Annotated in this window: 19 protein-coding genes; 12 read left to right on the top strand and 7 right to left on the bottom strand. The window is 71.9% G+C overall.

All coding sequences use genetic code 11. From position 1 onward, the window contains the following. Positions 1 to 61 precede the first annotated feature (61 nt). Genes KK097_RS07920 through KK097_RS07910 form a run of 3 tightly spaced genes read left to right on the top strand, consistent with a single transcriptional unit; the run spans position 62 to position 8,560 of the window. Positions 62 to 2,851, top strand: a complete 2,790-nt coding sequence (locus KK097_RS07920; RefSeq protein WP_214544273.1) for a hypothetical protein — start codon at positions 62 to 64, stop codon at positions 2,849 to 2,851. After that, positions 2,848 to 4,251: an ABC transporter substrate-binding protein gene (locus KK097_RS07915; RefSeq protein WP_214544272.1), complete on the top strand. Its 1,404-nt coding sequence runs from the start codon at positions 2,848 to 2,850 to the stop codon at positions 4,249 to 4,251. The genes KK097_RS07920 and KK097_RS07915 overlap by 4 nt, the downstream gene beginning before the upstream one ends. A 37-nt stretch (positions 4,252 to 4,288) precedes the next feature. Then, positions 4,289 to 8,560: a type VII secretion EssC family protein gene (locus KK097_RS07910; RefSeq protein ID WP_214544271.1), complete on the top strand. Its 4,272-nt coding sequence runs from the start codon at positions 4,289 to 4,291 to the stop codon at positions 8,558 to 8,560. 146 nt (positions 8,561 to 8,706) lie between these two features. On the opposite strand, the gene KK097_RS07905 is transcribed toward KK097_RS07910, so the two are convergent. Genes KK097_RS07905 through KK097_RS07895 form a run of 3 tightly spaced genes read right to left on the bottom strand, consistent with a single transcriptional unit; the run spans position 8,707 to position 12,278 of the window. After that, on the bottom strand, positions 8,707 to 10,725 hold the full coding sequence (locus tag KK097_RS07905; protein ID WP_214544270.1) for a serine/threonine-protein kinase: 2,019 nt from the start codon (positions 10,723 to 10,725) through the stop codon (positions 8,707 to 8,709). 48 nt (positions 10,726 to 10,773) lie between these two features. Next, positions 10,774 to 11,595, bottom strand: a complete 822-nt coding sequence (gene mshD / locus KK097_RS07900) for a mycothiol synthase (protein WP_214528757.1) — start codon at positions 11,593 to 11,595, stop codon at positions 10,774 to 10,776. Then, positions 11,595 to 12,278, bottom strand: coding sequence for a response regulator transcription factor (locus KK097_RS07895; RefSeq protein WP_214528756.1), 684 nt, complete (start codon positions 12,276 to 12,278; stop codon positions 11,595 to 11,597). Before KK097_RS07895 ends, mshD begins: the two co-directional genes overlap by 1 nt. Before the next feature lie 148 nt (positions 12,279 to 12,426). Between KK097_RS07895 and KK097_RS07890 the strand changes: the two genes are divergently transcribed. The 3 genes from KK097_RS07890 (at position 12,427) to ygfZ (ending at position 14,530) form a co-directional block, all read left to right on the top strand. Then, positions 12,427 to 12,708 carry a hypothetical protein gene (locus KK097_RS07890; protein ID WP_214528755.1) on the top strand — a complete coding sequence of 94 codons (282 nt, stop codon included), beginning with the start codon at positions 12,427 to 12,429 and terminating at the stop codon, positions 12,706 to 12,708. Positions 12,709 to 12,845: 137 nt separating this feature from the next. Continuing rightward, a complete protein-coding gene (locus KK097_RS07885; protein ID WP_214528754.1) occupies positions 12,846 to 13,448 on the top strand; it encodes a heme-binding beta-barrel domain-containing protein in 603 nt (200 codons plus the stop codon). Continuing rightward, positions 13,448 to 14,530: a CAF17-like 4Fe-4S cluster assembly/insertion protein YgfZ gene (gene ygfZ / locus KK097_RS07880; RefSeq protein WP_214544269.1), complete on the top strand. Its 1,083-nt coding sequence runs from the start codon at positions 13,448 to 13,450 to the stop codon at positions 14,528 to 14,530. Before KK097_RS07885 ends, ygfZ begins: the two co-directional genes overlap by 1 nt. Positions 14,531 to 14,627: 97 nt before the next feature. Here ygfZ and KK097_RS07875 read toward each other — a convergent pair whose 3' ends face one another. Beyond that, positions 14,628 to 15,401 (bottom strand): class I SAM-dependent methyltransferase, encoded by a 774-nt coding sequence (locus tag KK097_RS07875; protein ID WP_214528752.1) that lies wholly within the window; start codon positions 15,399 to 15,401, stop codon positions 14,628 to 14,630. 45 nt (positions 15,402 to 15,446) lie between these two features. Between KK097_RS07875 and KK097_RS07870 the strand changes: the two genes are divergently transcribed. After that, a complete protein-coding gene (locus tag KK097_RS07870; RefSeq protein WP_214544268.1) occupies positions 15,447 to 16,193 on the top strand; it encodes a phosphoglyceromutase in 747 nt (248 codons plus the stop codon). A 182-nt stretch (positions 16,194 to 16,375) separates the two neighbouring features. On the opposite strand, the gene KK097_RS07865 is transcribed toward KK097_RS07870, so the two are convergent. Both KK097_RS07865 and phoU read right to left on the bottom strand, forming a co-directional pair. After that, a complete protein-coding gene (locus tag KK097_RS07865) occupies positions 16,376 to 16,924 on the bottom strand; it encodes a P-loop nucleotide/nucleoside kinase family protein (protein ID WP_214528751.1) in 549 nt (182 codons plus the stop codon). Positions 16,925 to 16,955: 31 nt separating this feature from the next. Continuing rightward, positions 16,956 to 17,624 (bottom strand): phosphate signaling complex protein PhoU, encoded by a 669-nt coding sequence (phoU, locus tag KK097_RS07860; protein WP_214528750.1) that lies wholly within the window; start codon positions 17,622 to 17,624, stop codon positions 16,956 to 16,958. A 146-nt stretch (positions 17,625 to 17,770) separates the two neighbouring features. Here phoU and KK097_RS07855 point away from each other — a divergent pair, with 146 nt between their 5' ends. Both KK097_RS07855 and KK097_RS07850 read left to right on the top strand, forming a co-directional pair. Next, the gene (locus KK097_RS07855; protein ID WP_214528749.1) at positions 17,771 to 18,937 is read left to right on the top strand and encodes a sensor histidine kinase; all 1,167 of its coding nucleotides are present in this window, start codon (positions 17,771 to 17,773) and stop codon (positions 18,935 to 18,937) included. Next, complete coding sequence (locus tag KK097_RS07850) at positions 18,934 to 19,614, top strand: response regulator (protein WP_027466611.1); 681 nt, start codon at positions 18,934 to 18,936, stop codon at positions 19,612 to 19,614. The genes KK097_RS07855 and KK097_RS07850 overlap by 4 nt, the downstream gene beginning before the upstream one ends. Positions 19,615 to 19,710: 96 nt before the next feature. Here the strand turns inward: KK097_RS07850 and KK097_RS07845 are convergent, their stop codons facing one another. Then, positions 19,711 to 20,370, bottom strand: coding sequence for a hypothetical protein (locus KK097_RS07845; protein ID WP_214544267.1), 660 nt, complete (start codon positions 20,368 to 20,370; stop codon positions 19,711 to 19,713). 141 nt (positions 20,371 to 20,511) lie between these two features. Here KK097_RS07845 and KK097_RS07840 point away from each other — a divergent pair, with 141 nt between their 5' ends. The 3 genes from KK097_RS07840 (at position 20,512) to cysS (ending at position 23,712) form a co-directional block, all read left to right on the top strand. After that, positions 20,512 to 20,994, top strand: coding sequence for a CarD family transcriptional regulator (locus KK097_RS07840; protein ID WP_017888066.1), 483 nt, complete (start codon positions 20,512 to 20,514; stop codon positions 20,992 to 20,994). Positions 20,995 to 21,055: 61 nt separating this feature from the next. Further along, positions 21,056 to 22,270: a 2-C-methyl-D-erythritol 4-phosphate cytidylyltransferase gene (gene ispD / locus KK097_RS07835; protein ID WP_214544266.1), complete on the top strand. Its 1,215-nt coding sequence runs from the start codon at positions 21,056 to 21,058 to the stop codon at positions 22,268 to 22,270. A gap of 32 nt (positions 22,271 to 22,302) precedes the next feature. Further along, positions 22,303 to 23,712: a cysteine--tRNA ligase gene (gene cysS / locus KK097_RS07830; RefSeq protein ID WP_214528746.1), complete on the top strand. Its 1,410-nt coding sequence runs from the start codon at positions 22,303 to 22,305 to the stop codon at positions 23,710 to 23,712. Positions 23,713 to 23,725 lie beyond the last annotated feature (13 nt).

The following is a 23,725-nucleotide window of genomic DNA, read 5'->3' as shown; positions in this document are numbered from 1 at the left end:
CGGGGGTGGCTCCGAAGGGGGACTGGCCCGGAACCGGCGCTCTGCAGCAACTAGCATCGACGTGCTCGACGATTCTCTTGGGGGGAAGACCGTGATGAACCAGCGTGCCGGGAACACCGGAGCACGACGGACCGAACGAAGGATCGCGGGGACGGTCGCCGTCACGGGGATCGCTGCGCTGGTGCTCGCCGGCTGCACGTCCGACGACAAGCCCGTGTCCGACCCCTCGCGGGTCCTGCAGACCGTCGACACGCGCCTCGCCGCGGACGGTTCGATCACCTCGATCTCCGACACCGCGATCTCGGTCGCCGGCAAGGAGTCCTCGTCGTCGTTGACCGAGCACGATCCCGCGAAGGCGGCGAGCGACCTGCCGCTCCGCATCACGACGCAGTACTCGACGGCGAAGAAGACCGGCACGGACCTCGCCGACCTCGACGGCTACTCGGGTCGGGTGTCGATCGACCTGACGATCGAGAACCTGACGGTGAAGTCGGAGAACCTGACCTACGACGTCGCTGGCACGTCTCGCTCGACCCCGGCGCTCGTGGGCGCTCCGTTCAGCATCGCGGCGTCGACCGTGTTGACGGGGACCGCCGCGGACCGCGTCGTCACGGACTCGGCCGACTCCGGCTCGTCGACCGACGGGGTCGTGAGCACCAACGAGGACGGTGACGCGGTCGTCCAGTGGGGCCGTTTGCTCGCCCCGCCGACCTCCGGCGCGAGCAGCACGCTGCACCTCGTCGCCGACGTCGAGGACTTCACCGCACCGACCATCGACGTCGCCGCGCAGCCCGGGCTGTCGACGGACCTGTCCTCGACGGGCGTCGTCAACGCGGCCTTCGGATCCGACAGCGACTCCGAACTCGCACTCCAGCGCCGCACGATCGACCTCATCTCGCAGGTGAACGAGGTGTTGGCACGCGCCGGCGGCACCATCACCGAGGTCCGCTCCAACCTCGAGACGACGTCGGAGACCCTCGGCGTCAGGACCGCCGAGCGCCTCAAGGAGAGCAGCTCCTCCCTGGCCAGCACGATGCAGTCGCTGTCCGGACAGCTCGGCTCCCTGAACGGCGACCTCGGCACCACGGTCAAGGCCACGCAGTCGACGGTGTTGCAGCAGCTCCAGCAGACGACGACGAGCCTCGATGGCCTGCTCGGTGACACTTCTGCGACCGCACCCGCCACGGTGCTCGACGGCAACGGCTGTGCGGCGACGCCGAAGACCCCGTCAGCAGGCGGCAGCGTCTACGGCAACCTCCTCCGCGTATCGGCGCAGCTCACCGGCTACGCCGATGCCAGCGAGGCGTGCAAGCAGCAGGTGAGCGCGCAGCTGGCGGGAGCCGTCGGTCCGGCGTCGCCGGACGCAGCGACGTGCGCCCCTCAGGAGGCCCGTGGTTCGTTGACCTGCGCGCTCTGGGAATCGTCGCGTGCGGTGAGCACCTCGCTGATCGGTCTGGTCAGCACGGGGCAGCAGCTCGCCGACCAGCTCGACCCCAAGCTCGCGAACACGGCGATCGAGCAGTCCGACGCCCTGCGCGCCAAGCTCGGTGAGATCGACACCGCGGTGCAGGCCCTCGGCAGTGACGGCACCGGTGAGGTCGCACGGACCCTGCAGGCGTTGGAGGACCTCCGCGACCAGACCGCGGACGACCTCGGCCCCGTCCGCGACGCGGTCACGACGGTGAACCGGCAGGCGCTCGCAGCGCGTGCGCTGGTGGGCAACGCCGGGGACGGTCTGTTCAGCACCTCGATGCAGGCCCAGAACCGTGAGGTCGCCGACCAGCTCTGTGCCCTCGCGGCGACCGACCAGCTCGATGCCGAGCAGGCGGATGCGCTGCGCGGGTACCTGACCGCCACGCCGTGCCCCGGCGCCGAAGAAGGCACCACGCTCCAGCCCGGCGGACGCTTCAGCACCCCGCTGGACGACCGCCTCGCCGACCAGGCGGAGCAGTGGGACGCGGTGGTCGCGGCGACCGACCTCCGCTCCGCGACCGGCATCGGTGGCGCGGTCACGACGTTGTCCGACGACATCGACGCGCTCGACGACGGCATCGCCGACGTGCGCCGTGCGGTGCGCAAGGACGGCGGCTCGGTGGAGGGAGCGGCGCAGGAGCTCCAGGAACTCGTCGAGCAGGCAACGGAGTCGAGTGCCGTCGTCGGGACGCAGCTGACGGCGATCAGCACGCAGCAGACCCAGCTGCAGGACGCCGTGCGCAAGGCCTTCGCCGAAGCGTCCACCCAGTCCGAGAAGGACGTCCAGGCGATCATCGACCAGCAGGTGCGGCAGGTCAGCGAAACGGCGAAGGGCAGCCGTGACGCCGTCATCTCGGCCTTCGACAAGTCGATCGCCGGGCTCCGGACCACTTCGGGCGAGGTCACGAAGGACTCCAAGGGCACGATCGACGAGCAGCGGGGAACGCTGGAGGAGCAGGGCTCCGAGCTGGCGTCCGCAGTCGACCGCCAGACGGCCTCGAGTCTCGAGCAGATCGCCGCGAGCACGAGCGCCTCGACGCGCGACGTGCAGGGAGCCTCGACGCTGCTGACCGGCGACCTCAACCGGGTGATGCTCGACCTCGGCGACCGCAAGGTCAACGGATCCGGCATCCTCGGCGCGATGGCCACGAGCGCGGCGAAGTCCGACTCCGCCGACTACCAGCTCGCCCTGGCATCGCAGAACGCCGCAGGGTACGCGAACGTCCGCGCCGAGGACGTCGCCGGAATCCTGCTCCAGCAGGAGCAGTTCCGAGCCTCCCTCGACGCCGCGACGACGCTGCCCGCCTTCCAGCTCAAGGTGCCGGCCAGCGCGACCTCGACCACGCTGTACACCTTCCGGATCGGGGCAGACCGATGAGCGACCAGCCGATCGACGAGTCCGATGGCACCGAGGCGGGGCGTGCGCGCAACCGTCGTCCGCTGATCATCGCCGCCATCGCGGTGCTCCTGGTCGCCGCGGTGGTCGCCGCCGTCCTGACCTTCCGGGCGATCGGCAGCAGCACGCCGGCCGAGGCAGTTCCGGCCACGGTGCCCGTGGAGATCACCGTCAAGGACGTCCCCGACGCCACGAAGATCGGCGTCGTCGTCACCCTGGGCGACGGCGAGGGCTCCGAGTGGAACGAAGCGGCGCAGGGTGCCCTGGTCGCCGAGCGACGACTGGCGCTCGGCGGGACCGACATCACCCTCGTCACGAAGAACGACGGCGGAACGGCAGCGGGCGCGAAGACCGCGGTGGCGTCCCTGGCGAAGAGCGGCGTCGCGGGCATCGTCGTCGCGTCGTCGGGCGCACACGTTTCCGGCGCGCTCACCGCTGCCGCTGCGGAGGGCGTCCCGGTCGTGCTGCCCTACGCAGCCGCCGAGAAGGACTCCTGGTCGACCGCCCCGGCGGCCGACTCGATCAGCACCGCCATGACGACGGCGCTCGGCGACGCCGAGTCGCCGCTCCTGGTCAACCTCGGCGGAGGTGCGCCCGCAGGCCTCCGAGTGGCGCACGTCCTCGACGGCGACGACACCGCTGACACCGCGGAGCTCGCCGAGACCATCGCCTCGCGGACCGGTGCGACCGATGCAGGCGACGACACGGACGAGGCCGCGGACGCTGATCCGAAGGCCGAGCCGGACTCCGACGCTGTCGTCGTCAGCGGGTCCGCGCAACGACAGGGTGCCCTGGTGGCGGCGCTGCAGGCCGCTGACGTCACCGTGCCCGTCGTCCTCACCCCGGACGCGACGAGTCCGGCCTTCGGTGCCGCACTCGTCGATGCCGGCGGCAGCCTGAGCGGCTCCTTCCGCACCGTCGGGGTGGCCACCGACGACGCCAGGGCACTCTCCTCGGACGCCGAAGGCCGGGCGATGTCCGCGTTCCTCGGCGGGGTCCGGGTGCTCGCGGATGATGCCGACGCCCAGAACCTGACGGGTGACCGGCCGTTCTCGGCGGTGGCCGGAGCAGCGGACTCCCGGAGCCACGACGCCGTCGTCGCCCTGGTCCGCGCGGTCGGGAAGGCCGGCAGCACGGAGCCCTCCGACGTGACCGACGCCCTCGCCACACTGGACCTCGACTCCGCGGCGGGCATCGCCGGTCCGGCGCTCGACTTCACGCGGCAGCAGGCGCTCGGTGCGTCCGCGACGGTGTTGGCGGCCTCGGCACAGCCGCTCGGTCTCCGACCGGACACCGCGTCGAGCGGCACCGGCGGCGACGCCGGATCAGATGCCGCACAGTCCACCGCACTGGTGTGGTTCGAGGACTCCACCACACGCTGACCCACCCACGCACAACCCCCAGAAGGACACCGCGAGCATGCGCCTGCTGATCGAGCTCGACGACCGACGTGAAGCGGTCGAGGTCGACGGGTGGTCCGGCGCGTCCTCGCTGGGGGAGCTCATCGCGGCGGCGATCGGCGTCGAGCTCGATGCCGAGACGACCCTCGCGGTCGACGGTCACCGCACCAGTGCGGCGACCCCGCTGCGCGACCTCGTCCTGCTCGAGGGCTCCCGCATCGGCCGCGCACCGCAGGAGCGGCCGCAGCTGATCGACGGGTGGAGCGTCACCCTCGCCGGCGGACTCGACGCGGGTCTCGTCGTGCCGGTCCCGCGCAGCCGGAAGCTCGTCGTGGGCCGGGCACCGCAGGCCGACGTCGTGCTGCCCACCGAGAGTGCTTCGTGGGAGCACTGCACGATCGAGCGCGAGGACGACGGGGTCCGCGTGCGTGACGCCGGTTCGACGAACGGCACGGTGATCGCGGGCGAACGCATCGATGCCGACGGCGTCCTGCTCACCGGGACCACGAGCGTGATCGTTGGCGGTGCCGTGCTGCTGGTCCGGCCGGAGCTGGACGAGGTCCCCGTGCCGGCCGCGGGGTCCCTGGCGAACCTGACGCCCGCGGCGACCGCCCCCTTCAACCGTCCGCCCCGAGCCGGACGGAACACCGAGACCGAGACCGTCGACCCACCCGCCAAGCGCGAGGTCCCGCAGTCGTCCAAGTTCAGCTGGATCACGGTCGCAGCGCCCCTGGTGCTGGCCGGCGCGATGGTGCTCCTGCTCGGCGACGCCCGGTTCGCCCTGTTCGCGCTGCTGTCGCCGGTCACCGCGATCGGCATGTGGTTCGAACAGAAGCACCGGCGGACGAAGAACCTGAAGGAGGAGGACACCCGCTTCGCCGAGGCGGTGGAGTCCTTCCGCGGTGAGATCGCCGAGGCCGCAGCGGTCGAGGCCGCCCGTCGGCAGGAACTCGTCCCCGACCCGGCCACCGTCGTCCGCCGGGCCGAGCTCCCCACCACCCTGCTGTGGCAGCGACGCTCCGAGGACGCCGACTTCCTGAGCCTGCACGCCGGCACGGGGGACGCACCGTGGCGCCCCGAGCTCGATCAGCGGGCGGCGTCGTCCAAGCTCGAGGACGAGGCGAAGTCCGCCATCGCCGACAGCCGCCTCACCGCGGCCCCGGTCGTGGCCGACCTGTCCGACGCCGGCGTGGTCGGCATCGTCGGCGACCGCGAGGGCGCGCTCGCACTGGCGCGCAGCCTGCTCACGCAGGCGACCGTGCACTGCGGGCCCGCCGACCTGACGGTGGGGATCTTCTGTGACGCCGGCCGCGCGGACGACTGGGGGTGGGCCTCCTGGCTGCCCCACGCGCGTGTGGCGGGGAGCAGCACCGGTGCCCGCTGGATGTCGGCGCAGCGCGACCAGAGCGCAGCGGTGCTGCGCGGGTTGCGGGAGTCGCTCGACGAACTGCCGACACCGAACCTGCTCGTCGTGGTCGACTCCGAGGTGCTCACCGAGGGCCGCGACGCACCCGCCCGGAACCTGCTCGGTGAGGGGCGTACCGTTCCCGGACAGTCGCTCCGTCCCGGTGAACAGCCGCGGCGGGTGAGCGGGATCGTCATCGCGACCAACGAGCAGCAGCTCCCCGCAGCCTGCACGACGATCGTCACGGTCGGTGCCGATGCCGCCGCGACGGTCTACCGACCGGAGGACCGGACCCGCGTCGAGGACGTCGTGCTCGCCGGCCTCAGTGCCGAGACCGCCGAGCGGAGCGCCCGCAGTGTGGCGCACTTCGACGACCCCGAGCTGTTGGTGCCGGGTGCGTCCCTGCCGTCGCTCGTCCGCCTGCCGGAGCTGCTCGCGGGCGACGACACGGTTGCACGCATCCCGACGGGCACGAGCCCCGCCGATGCGATCCGCACGGCCTGGGACGCCCGCACCGGATTCTCGACGCCGATCGGTTCGTCGGAGAGCGGCGTCCTCGAGATCGACCTCGTCCGCGACGGACCGCACGGCCTGGTCGGTGGCACGACGGGTTCGGGCAAGAGCGAGTTCCTGCGGTCGCTCGTCGCCGGGCTCGCAGCGCGGAACGACCCGACGCGCCTGAACTTCCTCCTCGTCGACTTCAAGGGCGGGGCCGCGTTCGCCGCCTGTGAGCGGCTGCCGCACACCATCGGCACGATCAGCAACCTCGACGAGCAGCTCGCCGACCGTGCGATCCGTGCGCTCGAGGCCGAGCTCGAGCGACGGCAGCGGGTGTTCGCCGCGGCCGGGGCGGACATCGACAACCTCGACGCCTACCTGGCGACGAAGCCGGACGAGCCGATGCCGCGCCTGCTCCTGGTCGTGGACGAGTTCGCGATGCTGGCGAAGGACTTCCCGGACGTCCTGACCTCGCTCGTCGCCGTTGCCGCGGTCGGGCGCACACTCGGCGTCCACATGATCCTGGCCACCCAGCGCCCGGCCGGCGTTGTGAGCGAGGACATCCTGGCGAACACCAACATGCGTGTCGCGCTGCGGGTGCAGAGCCGCGAGGACTCCACGAACGTGATCGGCGTCCCCGCGGCCGCCGGCATCGGTCGCCAGCAGACCGGCCGCGCCTACGTGAAGCTCGGGCAGGACGACATCACCCCGGTGCAGACCGCCCTCGTCACCGGCCGCGCTCGTGACGAACGTGCCGAGCAGCCGGTGTCCGTCCGTCCGACGGACGTCTTCGGCGTCCCTGCGCCGATGCCCGCCCCGGTCCCGACGGCGTCCGACGTGACCGACCTCGACCAGCTCATCGAGTCGATCGGGCAGGCGAACGCCGCCGCCGGGTACGCCCCGCCGCGCCCGATCTGGCCCGAGGCACTCGGCGACCGCGTCGAGCTGGGTGCGTTGGCGACCGCCGGCGCCGCCGACTCGTCGCGGACGGTGCCCGTGGCCCTGGCCGACGACCCCGACCACCAGCGTCAGATCACCACCGGGTGGGACCTCGACGAGGGCAACCTGATGCTCATGGGCATCCCCGGCAGCGGGACGAGCACCGCGCTCGCCACCCTCGCCCTGCAGCTCGCCGCCGCGACGAGCCCGGAGGACCTCGACCTGCTGGTGCTCGACATGGGTCCCGGCGACCTGGCGCCGCTCGCGCAGCTGCCGCACACCACCGCCTACGTCGGCTCCGGAGCCGGTGCGGGGGAGCTGCAGGCGCGGTTCCTCCGCCACCTGCGCGTCGAGCTCGAGCGCCGTCGTGCCACTCCGGGCGGCCGCCGTGCCGTCGTGCTGATCGACGGTCTCGCGGCACTGCGCGACGAGTACCAGGACTTCGAGGGCCAGCTGCTGCTCGACGCCCTGTACCGCGTCTACGCCGAGGGGCCCGCGCTGGGCATCTCCTTCGCCGTGTCGACGACGCGTGCCAAGGCCGTGCCGTCGGCCATGGACGAGGTGACCACGCAGAAGTGGATGTTCCGCCTGGCTGACCCGTACGACTACGCCTCCATCGGCGTCCGCCCCAAGGACGTCCCCCCGCCGGTGCCGGGCCGCTTCATCGACTCGGTCCTGCGGTTGCAGTCGCACGTGGCGACACCGGACGTCCCACTGGCCCAGGCCGTGGGCCGGGTCGCCGAGACCTGGTCCGGCACCGCGGCGAAGGCGAGTGCCGTCGGGCGCCTGCCCGACGCCGTCCTGGTCGACGAGCTCGGTGCCGGTGCGGTCTTCTCCAGCGAGCCGTGGCGGCTGCCGGTCGGGATCGCCGAGGACGACCTCGCCCCGGCCACGCTCGAGGTCTACGACGGCGAACACGTGCTCGTCGCGGGGCCGGCCCGGTCGGGCAAGTCGACCGTCCTGCTGGCGTTGGCGGCACTGGCGCGCGCTGCAGAGGGCGTCCGCCCGGCCGTCTGGGCGATCTGTGACCGTCGGTCACCGCTCGCCTCCGGAACGTTCGACCGCATCGCCGTCGGGCCCGACGAGGTGCCCGCCCTGCTGGCCGGCCTGCGGCTCGAGCGCGGTCCGGTCCTGCTGCTCATCGACGACGCCGAACGCTTCGACGACGGCGACCAGGCCATCGCCACCCTGCTCGCGACGGAGCGTCCCGGTCTGTGCGTGGTCGCCGCCGGTCGGTCCGCCGACCTCCGGTCGCTGTACAGCCACTGGACCCGCGCCGTCCGGAAGTCGCGGTGCGGCGTGCTCCTGCAGCCCGACGTCGACTACGACGGTGAGCTCCTGGGGGTCACGCTCCCGCGCCGTGCGCCGGTCGCGTTGACCGTCGGTCGCGGCTACGCGTCGTCCGGTGGGGCGGTCCGCCTGGTCCAGACCGCATCCGCCGGCAGCTGACCGACTCACGGACTGGAGGCCCGTGGTGACGCCGCCACGGGCCTCCGGTCCGTCTGCTGGTCGCGCGACGGACGCGACGGACGCCTTCGGTCGCGCGACGGACGCGACGGACGCCTTCAGTCGCGCGACGGACGCGACGGAAACGCTCAATCGCGCGTCGTGATCCCGAAGGGCGAGCTCTCGAGGTTCGTGAAGTTCCCCACGGTCGCCCGGACGGTGCACGACGGAGCGACGGACAGTGCGGTGACCACGAGCCCGTCGGACGACACCGCCAGCGCGCCCGAGCAGCCGTCGGCGAACCGTACGCCGGACTCCCCGCCGGCCACGTCGACGAGCATCTGCGACGGGCGCCCGCTGCTCGGACTGCGGTAGAGCGGGTTGAGCTCGTCGGTGCCGCTCGGCCAGACCGGCACCAGGGTCACCGGCAGTGCCGTCTGGCTGACCGTCCGGTCGGGCGTCCGGACCTCGACGCCCTGCAGCCGCTGGACCGGGTAGGCGGTCCCGCGCACGGCGTCGTCGGTCACCGCGGCAGTGGTCGCCTCGCCGACGCCGTCGAGCCACGTCTGCAGCGCGGCGCCGTCCGTGACCGACGCGAGCGGCACCGACGCATCCACCGTGACGTCTCCGCCAGCGGGGACCTCGACGCCGGACAGGCTCCACGCGCACGCGGTGTCCACACCGGTCAGTGACGGCTGGTTGCGCTTCGCGGTGATGCCCTCGCCGGACCAGGTGACCGCGGGGCAGGAGGCGCCCGAGCCGGCACCCGGCAGCACCTCGAGGAAGGGTCCGCTGAGGGTGGCCGCCTGCGCCGCGTACGTGACGCGCAGGTCGACGGTGCCCTTCGCTGGATCGATGGTGGCGCGCCGTGTGGTCGCCAGCCCGGTGGGCAGTGGACGGTCCTGCTGGTACGCGTTGGCGGCCTGTGCGGTCGCGGTACCGGTGCCCGGCGTCTTCCGGAGGGCTCCGGGCAGCCACACCACGCCACCGACGACGAGTGCGGCGACGAGCACGACGCCGATGCCGCCGAACAGGAGCGCTCGGTTCGTCAGCCACTCGGGGCGGGTGAACCGACGCGTCGGTTCGGGCTCGGCAGCCGGCGCGGCGGGCAACGGCTGCCGCGCCATCGGCCGGATGACGGTCTGCGACCCGGCGGGGCCGAGTTCCGGGGCCGGCCCGACGGCCGCGGCGTCGTCCCCGGTGCCCGTGGCCTCGGGCGTCGTCCCGTTCTCGGGTCGGAGCCCACGGACCACGGTCGCCGGACGCTCGACCTCGTCGAACGAGTCGGGGTCGCTGACCGCGGCCAGCGCGGGGGCCGACGCCAGGGACCGGGCGAGTCGACGCAGGGTCGCGGCGGCGTCGACCGCGGACGGCCGGGCGTTCGGGTCCTTGGTGAGCAGGGCGGCCACCGCTGCCCACAGGGCATCGGGCACGTCGAGCGGTGGTGGGTTCGACGTGACGTGCCGGTAGGCGACCGCGAAGTCCGTGCCCGGTCCGGCGAAGGGCGTGCGGCCGGACAGCAGCTCGTAGAGCATGACCCCGGCGCCGTAGACGTCGGCGGCCGGGCCCGAGCGGCCGTGACTGATCGACTCGGGTGCCATGTACTGCGGTGTGCCGAGGAGCCCCGTGGTGGTGCGCTCACGGTCGGCGACGACCGACGCGATGCCGAAGTCGGTGACCCGGACGTCGCCGCTCGCACCGGGGGTCCAGGCGGCCTGGAGCAGCACGTTGTCGGGCTTGACGTCACGGTGGGTGACGTCCTGCTCGTGCGCCGCGGCGAGGGCGTCGAGGGTCTCGGCGGTGATGGTCAGGGCGTCCCGCGGGGTGAGCGGCCCGTTCGCCGCGAGCAGGTCGCGCGCGGAACCGCCCGGCACCAGGTCCATGACGATCGCGAGCCGGTCGCCCTCGACGACCAGGTCGCGGACGCGCACGATGGACGGGTGCTGCAGGGCGAGGAGCACGGAGCGCTCGCGGACGAAGCGCTCGACGATCTGCGGGTCGGCGGCGAGCTCGGCACGGAGCAGCTTCGCCGCGAACGCGTCGCCGGTGGCGGTGTGCTCGACCCGCCACACTTCGCCGGTGGCTCCGGTCCCGAGCAGTTCGACCAGCCGGTAGGACGCGCCGAGCGGTTCACCCTGGCCGTACTGCCCTTGACGGTCCTGCGCCACGCGTTCCCCGATTCCCCCACTGGCCGACCCCTCGCCGACCACGCAATGTTACCGGCCGGACGGAGACGGCGCCGCGTACTGCACGTCGATCGCGTGCTGCGTGAACCCCGACCGCCGGTACAGCGCGAGCGCGGGCTCGTTGTCCCCCTCGACGTAGAGTGCGGCGGCGGTCAGTCCGCGGCCGCTCAGGCGTGCCGTCCCCGCGCGCATCAGCACGCCGCCGAGCCGCTGCCCCTGCAGGTCGGGGCGGACGGCGACGGCGTAGAACTCGCCGATGCCGTCCTCGACCTTGAGCCAGCACGAGCCCGCCAGCGCCCCGGAGGCGTCGCGGAGCAGCAGCAGGTCGTCGCCGGAGAACCAGGCGTCGGCCTCGCGTGCGTGCAGGTCGTCCAGTGTCATCCGCCCCTGCTCGGGGTGGTGGGCGAAGGCGGCGGCGTTCAGCGCGAGCCAGTCCGCCTCGTCGTCGGTGCCGGGCCGGAACGCCGACAGCGTGAAGCCGTCGGGCAGCTCGACCTCGACCTCAGGCACGGCGTCGTCGATCGGTGCCCGGAGCTGCAGCAGGGTGCGGACCGCGCGCCAGCCGAACCGGTCGGCCAGCGCCCGCGCTGCCGGGTGGTCTCCGTGCGCCCACGCGAGCCGGGGAGCGGCCCCGCCGCCCAGGGCGAGCGCCTGCGACACCAGGGCCGTGCCGATGCCCTGGCCACGGGCCTCCCGGGCGACGACGAGTTCCAGCTCGGCGTCACGGACCACGGCGACCCCGTGGTCGACGGTCAGGACCCTCGCGCGTCCCGCGCGGACGTCCACCAGGGTCTGGTCGGAGAACGGCGGAGCCTCGCCGGGGACGACGAAGCCGTCGAGGTCGGGCAGCACTACTGCCCCATCAGACGATCGGCCTCGTCGTCGTAGACGTTGAAGCGGTACCCGACGTTGCGGACGGTACCGATGAGCGACTCGAGGTCACCGAGTTTCGCGCGGAGCCGCCGGACGTGCACGTCGACCGTGCGGGTGCCGCCGAAGTAGTCGTAGCCCCAGACTTCGCTGAGCAGCTGCTCGCGCGTGAACACCCGGGACGGGTGGGTCGCGAAGAAGCGGAGGAGTTCGAACTCCTTGAAGGTGAGGTCGAGCGGCCGACCGCGCACCTTGGCGGAGTAGCTGGCCTCGTCGATGACGACGCCGGACGCCTGGATCTTCGAGCTCGTCTGGCCCTTCGCCGCACGACCGGCGGACAGTCGGATGCGGGCGTCGATCTCGGCGGGGCCGGCGCTCTCGAGCACGACGTCGTCGACGTTCCAGTCGCTGTTCACCGCGGTCAGCCCGCCCTCGGTGACGACGAGGACGATCGGCGTGGTCGAACCAGACGACGCGAGGATCTTGCACAGGGCCTTCGCACTGACCAGGTCGGTGCGGGCGTCCACGAACATCAGGTCGCTCTGCGGGGCGTTGACCAGCTGCGCGGCCTCGGCCGGCACGTGGCGGATCCGGTGGCTCAGGAGGCCCAGGCTCGGTAGGACGTCTCCGGGCGCGGTCGAGGTGAGTACCAGGAGCTGTGCCACAGGACCTCCGGAGGTGGATGACGTCGTGGAGACATCCTAGTGATGCTCGCGAACCACCTGTCCGGCCGGACGGACTGCGCGTCGTCCCGCACCCGCCCCGCACCGAGCGGTGCGTGCGTGCCGCACGTCCCCTGACATGATGGAGCGCGTGACCGAGCCCGTGCACCCCACCGACCAGCGACGCCTCAAGCTGACGTCCGTCCTGCCGGTCTGGGTGCTGGCGGTCGTCGGGGCGGTGCTCGTGCTGGCCCTGGCCGAGCGCGACGCGTTCGCCTGGCTGCTGCTCGTCTTCGTCGCCTGCGTGATGGTCAGCTTCGTGCTGCAGCTCATCACCGCCACCAAGGACGGCCTGGTCGAACGGATCAGCATCGCGTCCTCGGGGGCCTTCGTCGTGGTCCTCGTCACCGCGGTGGTGCTCCTGGCGCGTTGAGCCGAGCCGCGTAGACTCCGGACCATGGATTCGCTGCTTGCGCTCGAGCTCTTCTACGTCGGCCTCCTCGGCCTGGCGTCGCTCGCGATCGCGTTCATCTCGGTGGTCGTCGTCGTGAAGCTGTTCAAGGGTCAGCGTTGATCGAGCTGCCCGAAGGCCTCGCCCCCGAACTGGTCCCGCTGTCGTGGCTGGTCGGCGTGTGGGAGGGAACCGGCGTGGTCGAGTACCCGGTCGGTGACGACGACGAGGTCCGGAACTACGAGTTCGGCCAGCGCGTGAGCTTCAGCCACGACGGCCTGCCGTACCTGAACTACTCGTCCACCACGTGGCTGCTGGACGACGACCACACCCCGCTCGCCGCCGAGATGGGGTACTGGCGGATCGACCGTCCGACCGAGCCCGGCGACCGCGGCCCCGCGATGCTCCTGGGCGAGGGGCCCACGCCGTTCAGCACCGTCGAGAGCGTCGAGGCCCTCCGCAACACCACCGACGGCTTCGACGTCGAGGCCGCGATCATCCACCCGACGGGCGTCAACGAGCTCTACGTCGGCCGGGTGCTGAAGGGCCGCATCGACCTGTCGACCGACGCCGTGATGCGCTCGCCGAACGCGAAGGACTACTCCGCCGCGACCCGCCTGTACGGGCTGGTCGAGGGCAAGCTCTTCTGGGCGTGGGACATCGCTGCGCTCGGCCGTGAACTCACCTCGCACGCCTCGGGGCAGCTCGCGAAGGTCGACTGATGTCGGTGTTCGCTGCACGCGACGGCTTCGTCGCCGCCGACTCCGTCGCCGCCCACTTCGGCAACCCGATCGGCGAGCAGCGACTGCTCGTCCGCGGTCGTGCGGTCGTCGAGCTCGGGCTGGGCGTCGTGACGGTGACCGGGCCGGACCGGCTGTCCTGGCTCAACTCGATCACCTCGCAGCAGCTGACGGGGCTGCCCGTCGGCGTCAGCACCGAGACCCTCGTGCTCGACCAGGCCGGACGCGTCGAGCACGCGGCCCGGGTCGTCGACGACGGTTCGACCGCCTGGCTGCTCACCGAGCGCGCTGACGCTGCGCCGCTCGCCGGCTGGCTGGACTCGATGCGCTTCATGCTCAGGGTCGAGGTCGCCGACCGCTCGGCCGACCTCGTCACCCTCGGCTGGTTCGGTGCGGAGCCCCCGTTCGCGTCCGTCGAACTGCCGGAACCGCCCGTCGCCGAGTGGGTCGACCCGTGGGGCGCCGTCACCCCCGGCGGGTGGGGCTACGCCGACCAGGAGGCCCACCCCGGCTCCGACTGGACCCTCCGCATCGCCGTGGTCACCCCCGGCACCGCGGCCGCGATCGCCTCGTCGGACGTCCCGGTCGCGGGGCTGCTCGCGTACGAGGCTCTGCGGATCGCCGCCTGGCGCCCGACCCTGTCCGACGTCGACGAGCGGACGATCCCGCACGAGCTCGACTGGCTCCGGTCCGCCGTGCACCTGTCGAAGGGCTGCTACCGCGGGCAGGAGACCGTCGCGAAGGTCCACAACCTCGGGCACCCGCCGCGCCGGGCCGTGCTGCTGCACCTCGACGGGTCGGACGGCGTGCTGCCGACGCCCGGTACCCCGGTGCTGCTCGACGACAAGCCCGTCGGTCGGCTGTCGGCGTCCGCGATCCACCACGAGCTCGGTCCGATCGGGCTCGCCGTGGTGAAGCGCTCCCTCGACCCCGCCGCGACCCTGCGGCTCGAGGCCGACGACGTCGTGGTGACGGCGGCGCAGGAGACCATCGTCCCGCCCGAGGCCGGTGCGACGGCGAACGTCCCGCGCCTGCCCCGCCTCGGAGCCGTGAAGCGCTCCTAGTCTGCGCGTTGACGATCGCAAGACACCGGTGTTCGCCGGTCGCACCGCGTTTTGCGGGTGTTCGGAGCGCGAACACCGGTGTTTTGCGGCGCGGGGCCTAGGCAGGGGCGACGGCCGACCACGGCACGCTGAGCTCACCGAGGCGCCAGCGCGGCACACCGTGCAGCACCGGCCACCCGCGGTCCCGCATGCCGCGGACCGTGGCGATCCACCGCTGCCGTGGCCCGTACGTCCCGAGCGGTGCGGCGACCGCCCACGACAGGTCGAGGTCGCGCAGGAACGTGTGCACCCGCTCGCCCGGCACGTTGCGGTGGATCAGGGCCTTCGGCAGGCGCTCGGCGACGATGCTCGGCACGTCGAGGCCGGCGAGCCGGAGCGACACCGTGAAGGTCCGTGGTGCGACGTCGTCGAGCGTCACCCACGAGGCGACCCGTCCGACCTCGTTGCAGGTGCCCTCGACGAGTGCGCCGCCGGGTTGCAGCCGGTCCTGCATGATCCGCCACGACCCGACCACCGCGGCCTCGTCGTACTGCCGCAGCACGTTGAACGCGCGGATCACGGCGGGCCGCCGCTGCCCGGGCGTCGGGGTCTCGAAGCCGCCCAGACGGAAGGTCACGCCGTCGCGGGTGCCGGCGTTCGCCAGGGCCACCCGCGACGGCTCGATCTCGATGCCGGTCACCTCGACGTCCGGTCGGACGGCGGCCAGGCGGTCCCGGAGCTCGAGGGTGGTGGTCGGGGAGGCCCCGTAGCCGACGTCGGCGACGAGCGGGTCGTCCGTCCGGCGCAGCACCGGCAGGGTCGCGATCCACCGGTCGACGCGGCGGAGCCGGTTGTACCCGGTCGTCCCGCGCGTCACGTTCCCGATGGGCATGCGTCCAAGGGTACGGGGCCGGTACCGCTCGGTAGACTCGCAGGCATGACCTCCACGCTCGTCCTGCTCCGTCACGGCAACAGTGACTGGAACCAGAAGAACCTGTTCACCGGTTGGGTCGACGTCCGGCTCAGCGAGCTGGGCGAGAAGGAGGCGAAGCGTGCCGGCGACCTCATCGCCGAGTCCGGCATCGTCCCCGACGTCCTGTACACCTCGCTCCTGACCCGCGCGATCCAGACGGCGGACATCGCGCTGCTGCAGGCCGACCTGGCCTGGCTGCCGGTGAAGCGCGACTGGCGCCTCAACGAGCGCCACTACGGCGACCTGCAGGGCAAGGACAAGGCCCAGACCCTGGCCGAGTACGGCGAGCAGCAGTTCATGGAGTGGCGCCGTTCGTTCGACGTCCCGCCGCCCCCCATCGCCGACGACGCCGAGTGGTCGCAGTTCGGGGACCGCCGCTACGCCGAGCTCGGTGACCGGCTGCCCCGCACCGAGTCGCTCAAGCTCGTGATCGACCGTCTGCTGCCGTACTGGGAGTCCGACATCACGAAGGACCTCGCCGCCGGCAAGACCGTCCTGGTGACGGCGCACGGCAACTCGCTCCGTGCGCTCGTGAAGCACCTCGACGGCATCTCCGACGACGACATCGCCGGCCTGAACATCCCGACGGGCATCCCGCTGGTGTACGAGCTCGACGACGACTTCATGCCGACGAAGCCCGCCTACTACCTCGACCCCGAGGCCGCCGCAGCCGGTGCCGCCGCCGTGGCTGCCCAGGGCGCCAAGAAGTAGCCCTACCGCGAACGCCCCGTCCGGCATCCGGGCGGGGCGTTCGTGCGTGAGCGGGCCTTCGCGAAAGCGACAGTGTGCCGCGAACGTTCCGCCGACTTCTGTCGCTCCGCCGGGAGGAACGGATCGCCGTTCCGACGACCTGTCGCTTCGGCAGCATGGTCGGCTCGACGACCGGCGGGCGCTCACACGAAGTGCGACGCGATCTCCTGCACCAGGGCTCCGACGTCGTACGGCTTCGTGGTGTCGACGCGGATCACCGGGACGCCGGGCAGCCCGACGGGCCGGGCGTCGTCGCCGTGCTCGTCCCAGAAGGCGAGCACCTCGGCCAGGTCCCCGTGCACCTCGTGGCGCACCGGCACGGTGCCCGGTTCGTACCGGTCGCGCAGTCGCTCCTCGGCGGTGGCGCGGTCCGTGTCGCACCACACCTCGACGGCGCGGGGCGACCCTGCGGACGCGAGCCCGGCCTCCAGGCGGTCCCGGTCTCGGGACGGCAGCCAGACGGCGTCGAGGACGACCCCGTTCTCGACGGCCCGCGCCATGGACCACATCGTGTCCATCGCGATCCCGCCGAGCGGACGCGAGGCGATCATCGGGCCGACGACGTCGGCGAGGGGCTCCTTGATGCGGTCCTTCGACAGGAACGGGCAGCCGAGCACCTCGGCGAGTGCCGTGCCGATCGTGCTCTTGCCGGAACCGGGCATGCCGTTGACGATGATCGCGACCTGGGCCATGCCACGATCCTCGCAGACCGATCGGGTGGGGTCAGACCGCCGCGGTCGAGGTGGACGCGCCGGTCCAGTCGCCGGTCGCCAGGTACTCGACCTTCTTCGCGATCGAGACCGCGTGGTCGGCGAAGCGCTCGTGGTAGCGGGAGGCCAGGGTGGCGTCGACGGTGTCGACCGGCCCGCCCTTCCAGGCCTCACCGAGCACGAAGTCGAAGACGCTGGCGTGCAGCTCGTCGACGGCGTCGTCCTCGTCGCGGATCTCCGCGGCCAGGGCGATGTCCTCGGAGGCGAGCAGGCGCGTGAGCTTCTGCGCCATCGCGACGTCGTGCGCGCCCATCTTCTTGAACGTGCCCCGCAGCCCCTTCGGCACCACCTTCTCGGGGAAGCGCTGGCGGGCGAGCTGCGCGATGTGCTCGGCCATGTCGCCCATGCGCTCGAGCGAGGAGCTGACGCGCAGGGCGGTGACGACGACGCGGAGGTCGCGCGCGACGGGCGCCTGGCGGGCGAGGATGTCGATCGCGATCTCGTCGAGGCTGTTCGCCGCGAGGTCGATCTTCTCGTCGTCGGCGATCACCTCTTCGGCGAGGGCCACGTCGGACTCACCGAAGGCCTGCGTGGCCCGGGTGATGGCGGACTCGACGAGCCCGGCGATCTCGGTCAGTCGCTCCTGGACGTCCTGGAGTTCCTGCTGGAAGACTTCGCGCATGGGGGAGTACCTCTCTCTGCGTACCGGACGAGTGTCGTCAGCCCAGGTGAACGAACGGTGACGCGGGGCTGAACGCTTCGCGATCTGGCCTTCCGCGGACGGTGAACGGTACCGGAACCCCGCATGACCATCCCTACACTGGCCGCATGGACAACGCGTGGCTCGTGCCACTGTCGATGCTCCTCGGCGGGGTCTTCGGCGCGGGCGTCGTGGTGCTGATCATCACCGCCGAGCGCACGGCACGTGCTGCCGACGTGGCGGAGCGCACCCTGCCGGACGGCGTCGCAGCGGTCATCGCGACGATGCACAACCCGGCGGTCGTCATCGACCCGTCGAACACCGTCGTCGCAGCGTCGCCCCAGGCACTCACCGCCGGGCTCGTCGTGCGCCGGCGGCTGGTGCACCACGAACTGCTCGACCTGATCGACCGGGTGCGCAAGAGCGGCGAGATGGGGTCGGAGGACCTCGAGCTGCCGCGCGGCCGCCACGGGGAGCTCATCGGCTACCTCAGCTTCCGTGCCGCCCAGCTCGGCAACCGCTACGTCCTGCTCACCGCGGACGACCTGACCGAGAGCCGGCGCATCGACGAGGTCCGGCGCGACTTCGTCGCCAACATCTCGCACGAGTTGAAGACCCCGATCGGCGCCATCGGCCTGCTGTCCGAGACCCTCGTCATCGCGGCCGACGACCCCGCGCACGTGAAGAAGTTCGCCGCGCAGCTCATCACCGAGTCCGAGCGGCTCGGTGCGCTGACGAAGGACATCATCGAGCTGTCGCGCCTGCAGTCGGTCGACGCGTTGGAGAACAGCGAGGAGACCGGGATCGACAAGATCGTGCAGGCCGCGATCGACGCGAACGAGGTCGTCGCCCGGGCCCGCTCGATCGAGATCATCCGCGCCAAGAAGTCGAAGCTGCGGGTGATGGGTGACCCGGGCCTGCTGCAGGTCGCGGTGTCGAACCTCATCGCCAACGCGGTCAAGTACTCGCCGGACAACACCCGCGTCGGTGTGGGCGTCCGGTCGGCGAAGGGCTTCGTCGAGATCGCGATCACGGACCAGGGCGTCGGCATCCCCGAGGCCGACCTCGACCGCGTCTTCGAACGCTTCTACCGTGTCGATCCCGCACGGTCGCGCGCCACCGGTGGCACCGGCCTCGGGCTCGCGATCGTCAAGCACGTCGTCGGTAACCACGGCGGCGACGTGCGCGTCTGGTCGCAGCCCGGCAAGGGCTCGACCTTCACCATCCGTCTGCCCGAGGCAGATCCCGAACTGACCACAGCCCTCGAAGAGCAACTGGAAGAGCAGCCATCGTGACCAAGATCCTCATCGTCGACGACGAGCCGGCCCTGAGCGAGCCCCTGGAGTTCCTGCTGCAGCGTGAGGGGTACGAGACCTCCGTCGCTGCCGACGGCGTGACCGCGCTGTCGAAGTTCGACGCGGAGAACCCCGACCTGGTGCTCCTCGACCTCATGCTGCCGGGCCTGAGCGGCACCGAGGTGTGCCGGCAGATCCGGACCCGGTCGAACGCGCCGATCATCATGCTGACCGCGAAGGACTCGGAGGTGGACATCGTCGTCGGGCTGGAGCTCGGCGCCGACGACTACGTGACGAAGCCGTACTCGACCCGCGAGCTCCTGGCCCGGATCCGCGCCGTGCTCCGCCGTCGTACCGAGGACGACCCGGCGGACAGCGGCATCCTGCAGGTCGGCGGCATCCGGATGGACGTCGAGCGGCACACGGTGTCGGTCGACGGGTCCGAGACCCCGATGCCGCTCAAGGAGTTCGAGCTGCTCGAGCTGCTGCTCCGGAACGCCGGTCGCGTGCTCACCCGCGGGCAGCTCATCGACCGGGTGTGGGGCTCCGACTACTTCGGGGACACGAAGACCCTCGACGTGCACATCAAGCGCATCCGCTCGAAGATCGAGCGGGTCCCGTCGACCCCCGAGATCCTGGTCACGGTCCGCGGTCTCGGGTACCGCATCGAGGCCTGAGGCGCACGGACAGGAGGCCCGGTGCGAGTCCCTGGGACTCGCACCGGGCCTCCTGTGCGAACGATCCGGGTGCGGTGTCAGCCGCGCCCGATGGCGTCAGTTCGTGCCGTTGTCGCCCTCGGACGAGTCCGTCTGGGAGTCACCCGGCTGCGTGCCGGGCGGCACGGCCTCGCCGGTCGGCTGCGAGCCGCTCTCGGACGGGGACGTCGAGGTGGGCGTCGGGGTCGGGGTCGGCGCGAGGGTCTGGTACTCCTCCTGCGCGCTGGTGAGCACCGGCACGTTCGCCGAGACGCCCTCGGCGTCGGGGTAGCTGAAGTACACCTTGACGAGCGAACCCGGGGTGGCGTCCGCGTCGTCGAACAGGACCGGCTCGGCGTCGGCGGCGGTCGTGCCCTGGGTGGTGTCGCCCTCTTGCACGCTCGACTCGTCGTCGCTGCCGGCACCAGCGGCCATGGCGAGGTCCACGTGGGTGTTCGCCGGGACCTCGACGGTCTGGGTGTCGCCGCCGATCTCGATCGAGACCGTGTAGTCGTCCTGGTCGTCGTTGTTCACGAGCGTGCCGATGAAGCGGGCGCTGGCACCGTCGTCGGAGATCAGGAGTGCGTTCCGCACGTCGACCTTGCCGGTCGAGACGTCCACGCCGTCGGTGATCTGCTTGATGTCGACGGTGTGGGCCGGCGACATGAACTCGCACCCGGTGGCGCCGAGCGCGATGGTTGCCGCAACGGCGACGGACACGAGTACCCGAGGTCGCAAGAGATTCCTCCGTAAGTCACGATGGGGACCGGGCGGTCCCCGCGTCCATCCTAGCGATCACCTGACAGTGCGAGCGTTGAGGGTCCCCTTACCCGAACGGCCCCTGTGGTAAACTGGACGTCTGGGAACGGAGCCTGATACATGCAATTCGAGGTCGGCGAGACCGTCGTCTACCCCCATCACGGGGCGGCAACCATCTCTGAAGTCAAGACTCGCGTCATCAAGGGCGAGGAAAAGGTCTACCTGAAGCTGCGGGTGACGCAGGGCGACCTGACGATCGAGGTCCCGGCGGACAACGTCGACCTGGTCGGCGTCCGCGACGTGATCGGCAAGGAAGGTCTCGACAAGGTGTTCGAGGTCCTCCGGGCACCGTTCACGGAAGAGCCCACCAACTGGTCGCGCCGGTACAAGGCGAACCTCGAGAAGCTCGCTTCCGGTGACGTCATCAAGGTGTCCGAGGTCGTCCGCGACCTCTGGCGACGCGACCAGGACCGCGGACTCTCCGCGGGTGAGAAGCGGATGCTGGCCAAGGCCCGGCAGATCCTGATCTCCGAGCTCGCGCTGGCCGAGAAGACCGACGAGGACAAGGCATCGACCGTCCTCGACGAGGTCCTCGCTTCCTGAGCCTGACGACAGCGCACTGAACACGACAGCACGAACGACGACCGCACGGTTCCCCGAAGGGGTGGACCGGGCGGTCGTCGTCGTTGCGGCGGGGTCCGGCACCCGGCTCGGCATCGGGACCGCGAAGGCGTTCGTGCCCGTCGCCGGGTCGCTGATGCTCGCCCGGGCGCTGGAACCCCTGTTCGCGTTGCCGTCGCCGACGCTCGTCGTCGTGGTCGCACCGGCGTCGCACCTCGACGAGTGCCGGCGGGTGGTCGCCTCCGTCGCCGGTGCCGCGGTCGCGTACACGGCCGTCGTGTCGGGAGGCGCGGATCGCCACGGTTCGGTCGAGTCCGGCCTGGCCGTGCTGCCGGACTCCGTCACCACTGTGCTCGTGCACGACGCGGCGCGCTGCCTCACGCCGACGGCACAGTTCTCGCGGGTGTTCGACGCCGTCGCCGCCGGGGACGGTGCGGGCTTCGTGCCGGCGCTCCCCGTCACGGACACCGTGAAGCGGGTCGACGGCGACGTCGTCGTGGAGACCGTCGACCGCGCCGCGCTCGTCGGGGTGCAGACGCCGCAGGGCTTCCCGCTCGCCGCGCTCCGGCGTGCGTACGCGGTGGCGTCGCAGTCCGAGACGGACGACGCCGGGGTGTTCCAGGCCGCCGGCGGCACGGTCCGGTTCGTCCCGGGTGACGCCGACGGCTTCAAGATCACGACGCCGTGGGACCTCGGTCGGGCCGAGTCGGTCGTGCGGGCGCGGACCGAGGCTGGTGCTGGTGCTGGTGCTGGTGCTGGTACTGGTAATGGCGCGGCGGACGCTGTCGCCGCGGTCCGGCTCGGACTCGGTGTGGACGTGCACGCCTTCGACGACGCCTCGCCCTGCCGCGTCGGGCTGCTCGACTTCCCCGGCGAACCCGGGCTCTCCGGGCACAGCGACGGTGACGCGGTGGCACACGCGGTGTGTGACGCCCTGCTCTCCGCGGGGGGCCTCGGTGACATCGGTGGCCGCTTCGGCACCGCCGACCCGCAGTACGCCGGTGCCACGGGCGACGTCTTCGTCCGGGGTGCCGTCGCGCTGCTCGCCGAAGCCGGGCTCGTGCCGGTGTCCGTGACCGTGCAGGTCATCGGCAACCGGCCGCGCATCGGTCGTCGTCGTGACGAGATGCAGGACGCCCTGTCCGCCGTCGTCGGAGCACCCGTGGCGGTGTCAGGCACCACGACCGACGGGCTCGGGTTCACCGGCCGTGGCGAGGGGCTCGCGGCGATCGCCACGGCACTCGTGCGTCCCTCCTGAAACCGGGCGTGCCTGCCGATTAGGGTTGGGGCGTGACCGTTCGCCTCCACGACTCCCGCGCCGCAGCCGTCGTCGACCTCGTGCCCCTGGTCGACGGACACGTGAGCGTCTACGTCTGTGGACCGACGGTGCAGTCGTCGCCGCACATCGGGCACCTGCGCTCCGCGCTCGTCTACGACATCTGGCGCCGGTGGCTCACGCACCGCGGGTACCGGGTGACCCTGGTGCGCAACGTCACGGACATCGACGACAAGGTCCTCGACCTCGCGGCCGGTACCGACGAGGAGTGGTTCGCCCGCGCCTACCGCGTCGAGCTCGAGTTCACGGCCGCGTACAACGCCCTCGGGATCCTGCCGCCGACGTACGAGCCCCGGGCGACCGCGAGCGTGCCGCAGATGCACGAGATCATCCAGCGCCTCATCGACCGCGGGCACGCCTACGCCGCCGACGACGGCTCGGGTGACGTCTACTTCGACACCGGCAGCTGGGCAGAGTACGGCGTGCTCACCCGCCAGCGCCGCGAGGACATGGTCGAGGCGTCCGACGCCGACCCCCGCGGCAAGCGCGACCCCCGCGACTTCGCGCTGTGGAAGGGTGCGAAGCCCGGCGAGCCGTCGACCGCCAACTGGGACTCCCCGTGGGGCGCCGGCCGCCCGGGTTGGCACATCGAGTGCTCGGCGATGTCACGCCGGTACCTCGGCCCCGCGTTCGACATCCACGGCGGCGGGCTCGACCTGCGCTTCCCGCACCACGAGAACGAGCTCGCGCAGTCCACGGCCGCCGGTGACCCGTTCGCGTCCTACTGGCTGCACAACGGCCTCGTGACGGTCGACGGGCAGAAGATGTCGAAGTCGCTCGGCAACTCGATCTTCGCCGCGGACTTCCTCGGCGCCGCCCGTCCCGCCGTCGTCCGCTACTTCCTCGGCGCCGCCCACTACCGCTCGTCGATCGACCACCACGAGGGGTCCCTCGCCGAGGCCGAGGCGGCGTACGACCGCATCGCCGGGTTCCTCGAGCGCGCGGAGACCCGGCTCGCCGGCGTCCACCTCGCCGACGCCCCGGCCGTGCCCGAGGCCTTCGCGGCTGCCATGGACGACGACCTCTCCGTGCCCCAGGCCCTCGCCGTGCTGCACGAGACCGTCCGCACCGGCAACGCTGCCCTGGACGCCGACGATGCGGAAACGCTCGGGACCGCGTACCATCAGGTGGCTGCGATGGTGGAGGTGCTCGGCATCGACCCGCGAGCCGCCCACTGGTCGGGCGGCGGCCACGACACCTCGGCAGGCCCGCTCGCCGCCCTCGTCGAACGCCTCGTGCAGGAGCGCGCGGACGCCAGGGCAGCACGGGACTTCACCGCGGCCGACCGCGTGCGCGACGACCTCGCCGCCGCGGGCATCACGATCGAGGACACGCCGTCCGGAACACGCTGGAGCATCGCCTGAACACGGCAGTGCC

Origin of the sequence: Curtobacterium flaccumfaciens, assembly GCF_018598405.1 — a bacterium.
Lineage (GTDB): Bacteria > Actinomycetota > Actinomycetes > Actinomycetales > Microbacteriaceae > Curtobacterium > Curtobacterium aurantiacum.
Note: the sequence above shows the minus strand (reverse complement) of the source record. Positions and strands in the feature narration are given on the sequence as shown.

Excerpts from the sequence above, each read along its gene's own strand:
- KK097_RS07915 (WP_214544272.1), top strand. The coding sequence starts at position 2,848 with ATGAGCGACCAGCCGATCGACGAGTCCGATGGCACCGAGGCGGGGCGT.
- KK097_RS07910 (WP_214544271.1), top strand. The coding sequence starts at position 4,289 with ATGCGCCTGCTGATCGAGCTCGACGACCGACGTGAAGCGGTCGAGGTC.
- ygfZ (WP_214544269.1), top strand. The coding sequence starts at position 13,448 with ATGTCGGTGTTCGCTGCACGCGACGGCTTCGTCGCCGCCGACTCCGTC.
- KK097_RS07875 (WP_214528752.1), bottom strand. The coding sequence starts at position 15,401 with ATGCCCATCGGGAACGTGACGCGCGGGACGACCGGGTACAACCGGCTC.
- KK097_RS07870 (WP_214544268.1), top strand. The coding sequence starts at position 15,447 with ATGACCTCCACGCTCGTCCTGCTCCGTCACGGCAACAGTGACTGGAAC.
- KK097_RS07865 (WP_214528751.1), bottom strand. The coding sequence starts at position 16,924 with ATGGCCCAGGTCGCGATCATCGTCAACGGCATGCCCGGTTCCGGCAAG.
- phoU (WP_214528750.1), bottom strand. The coding sequence starts at position 17,624 with ATGCGCGAAGTCTTCCAGCAGGAACTCCAGGACGTCCAGGAGCGACTG.
- KK097_RS07855 (WP_214528749.1), top strand. The coding sequence starts at position 17,771 with ATGGACAACGCGTGGCTCGTGCCACTGTCGATGCTCCTCGGCGGGGTC.
- KK097_RS07840 (WP_017888066.1), top strand. The coding sequence starts at position 20,512 with ATGCAATTCGAGGTCGGCGAGACCGTCGTCTACCCCCATCACGGGGCG.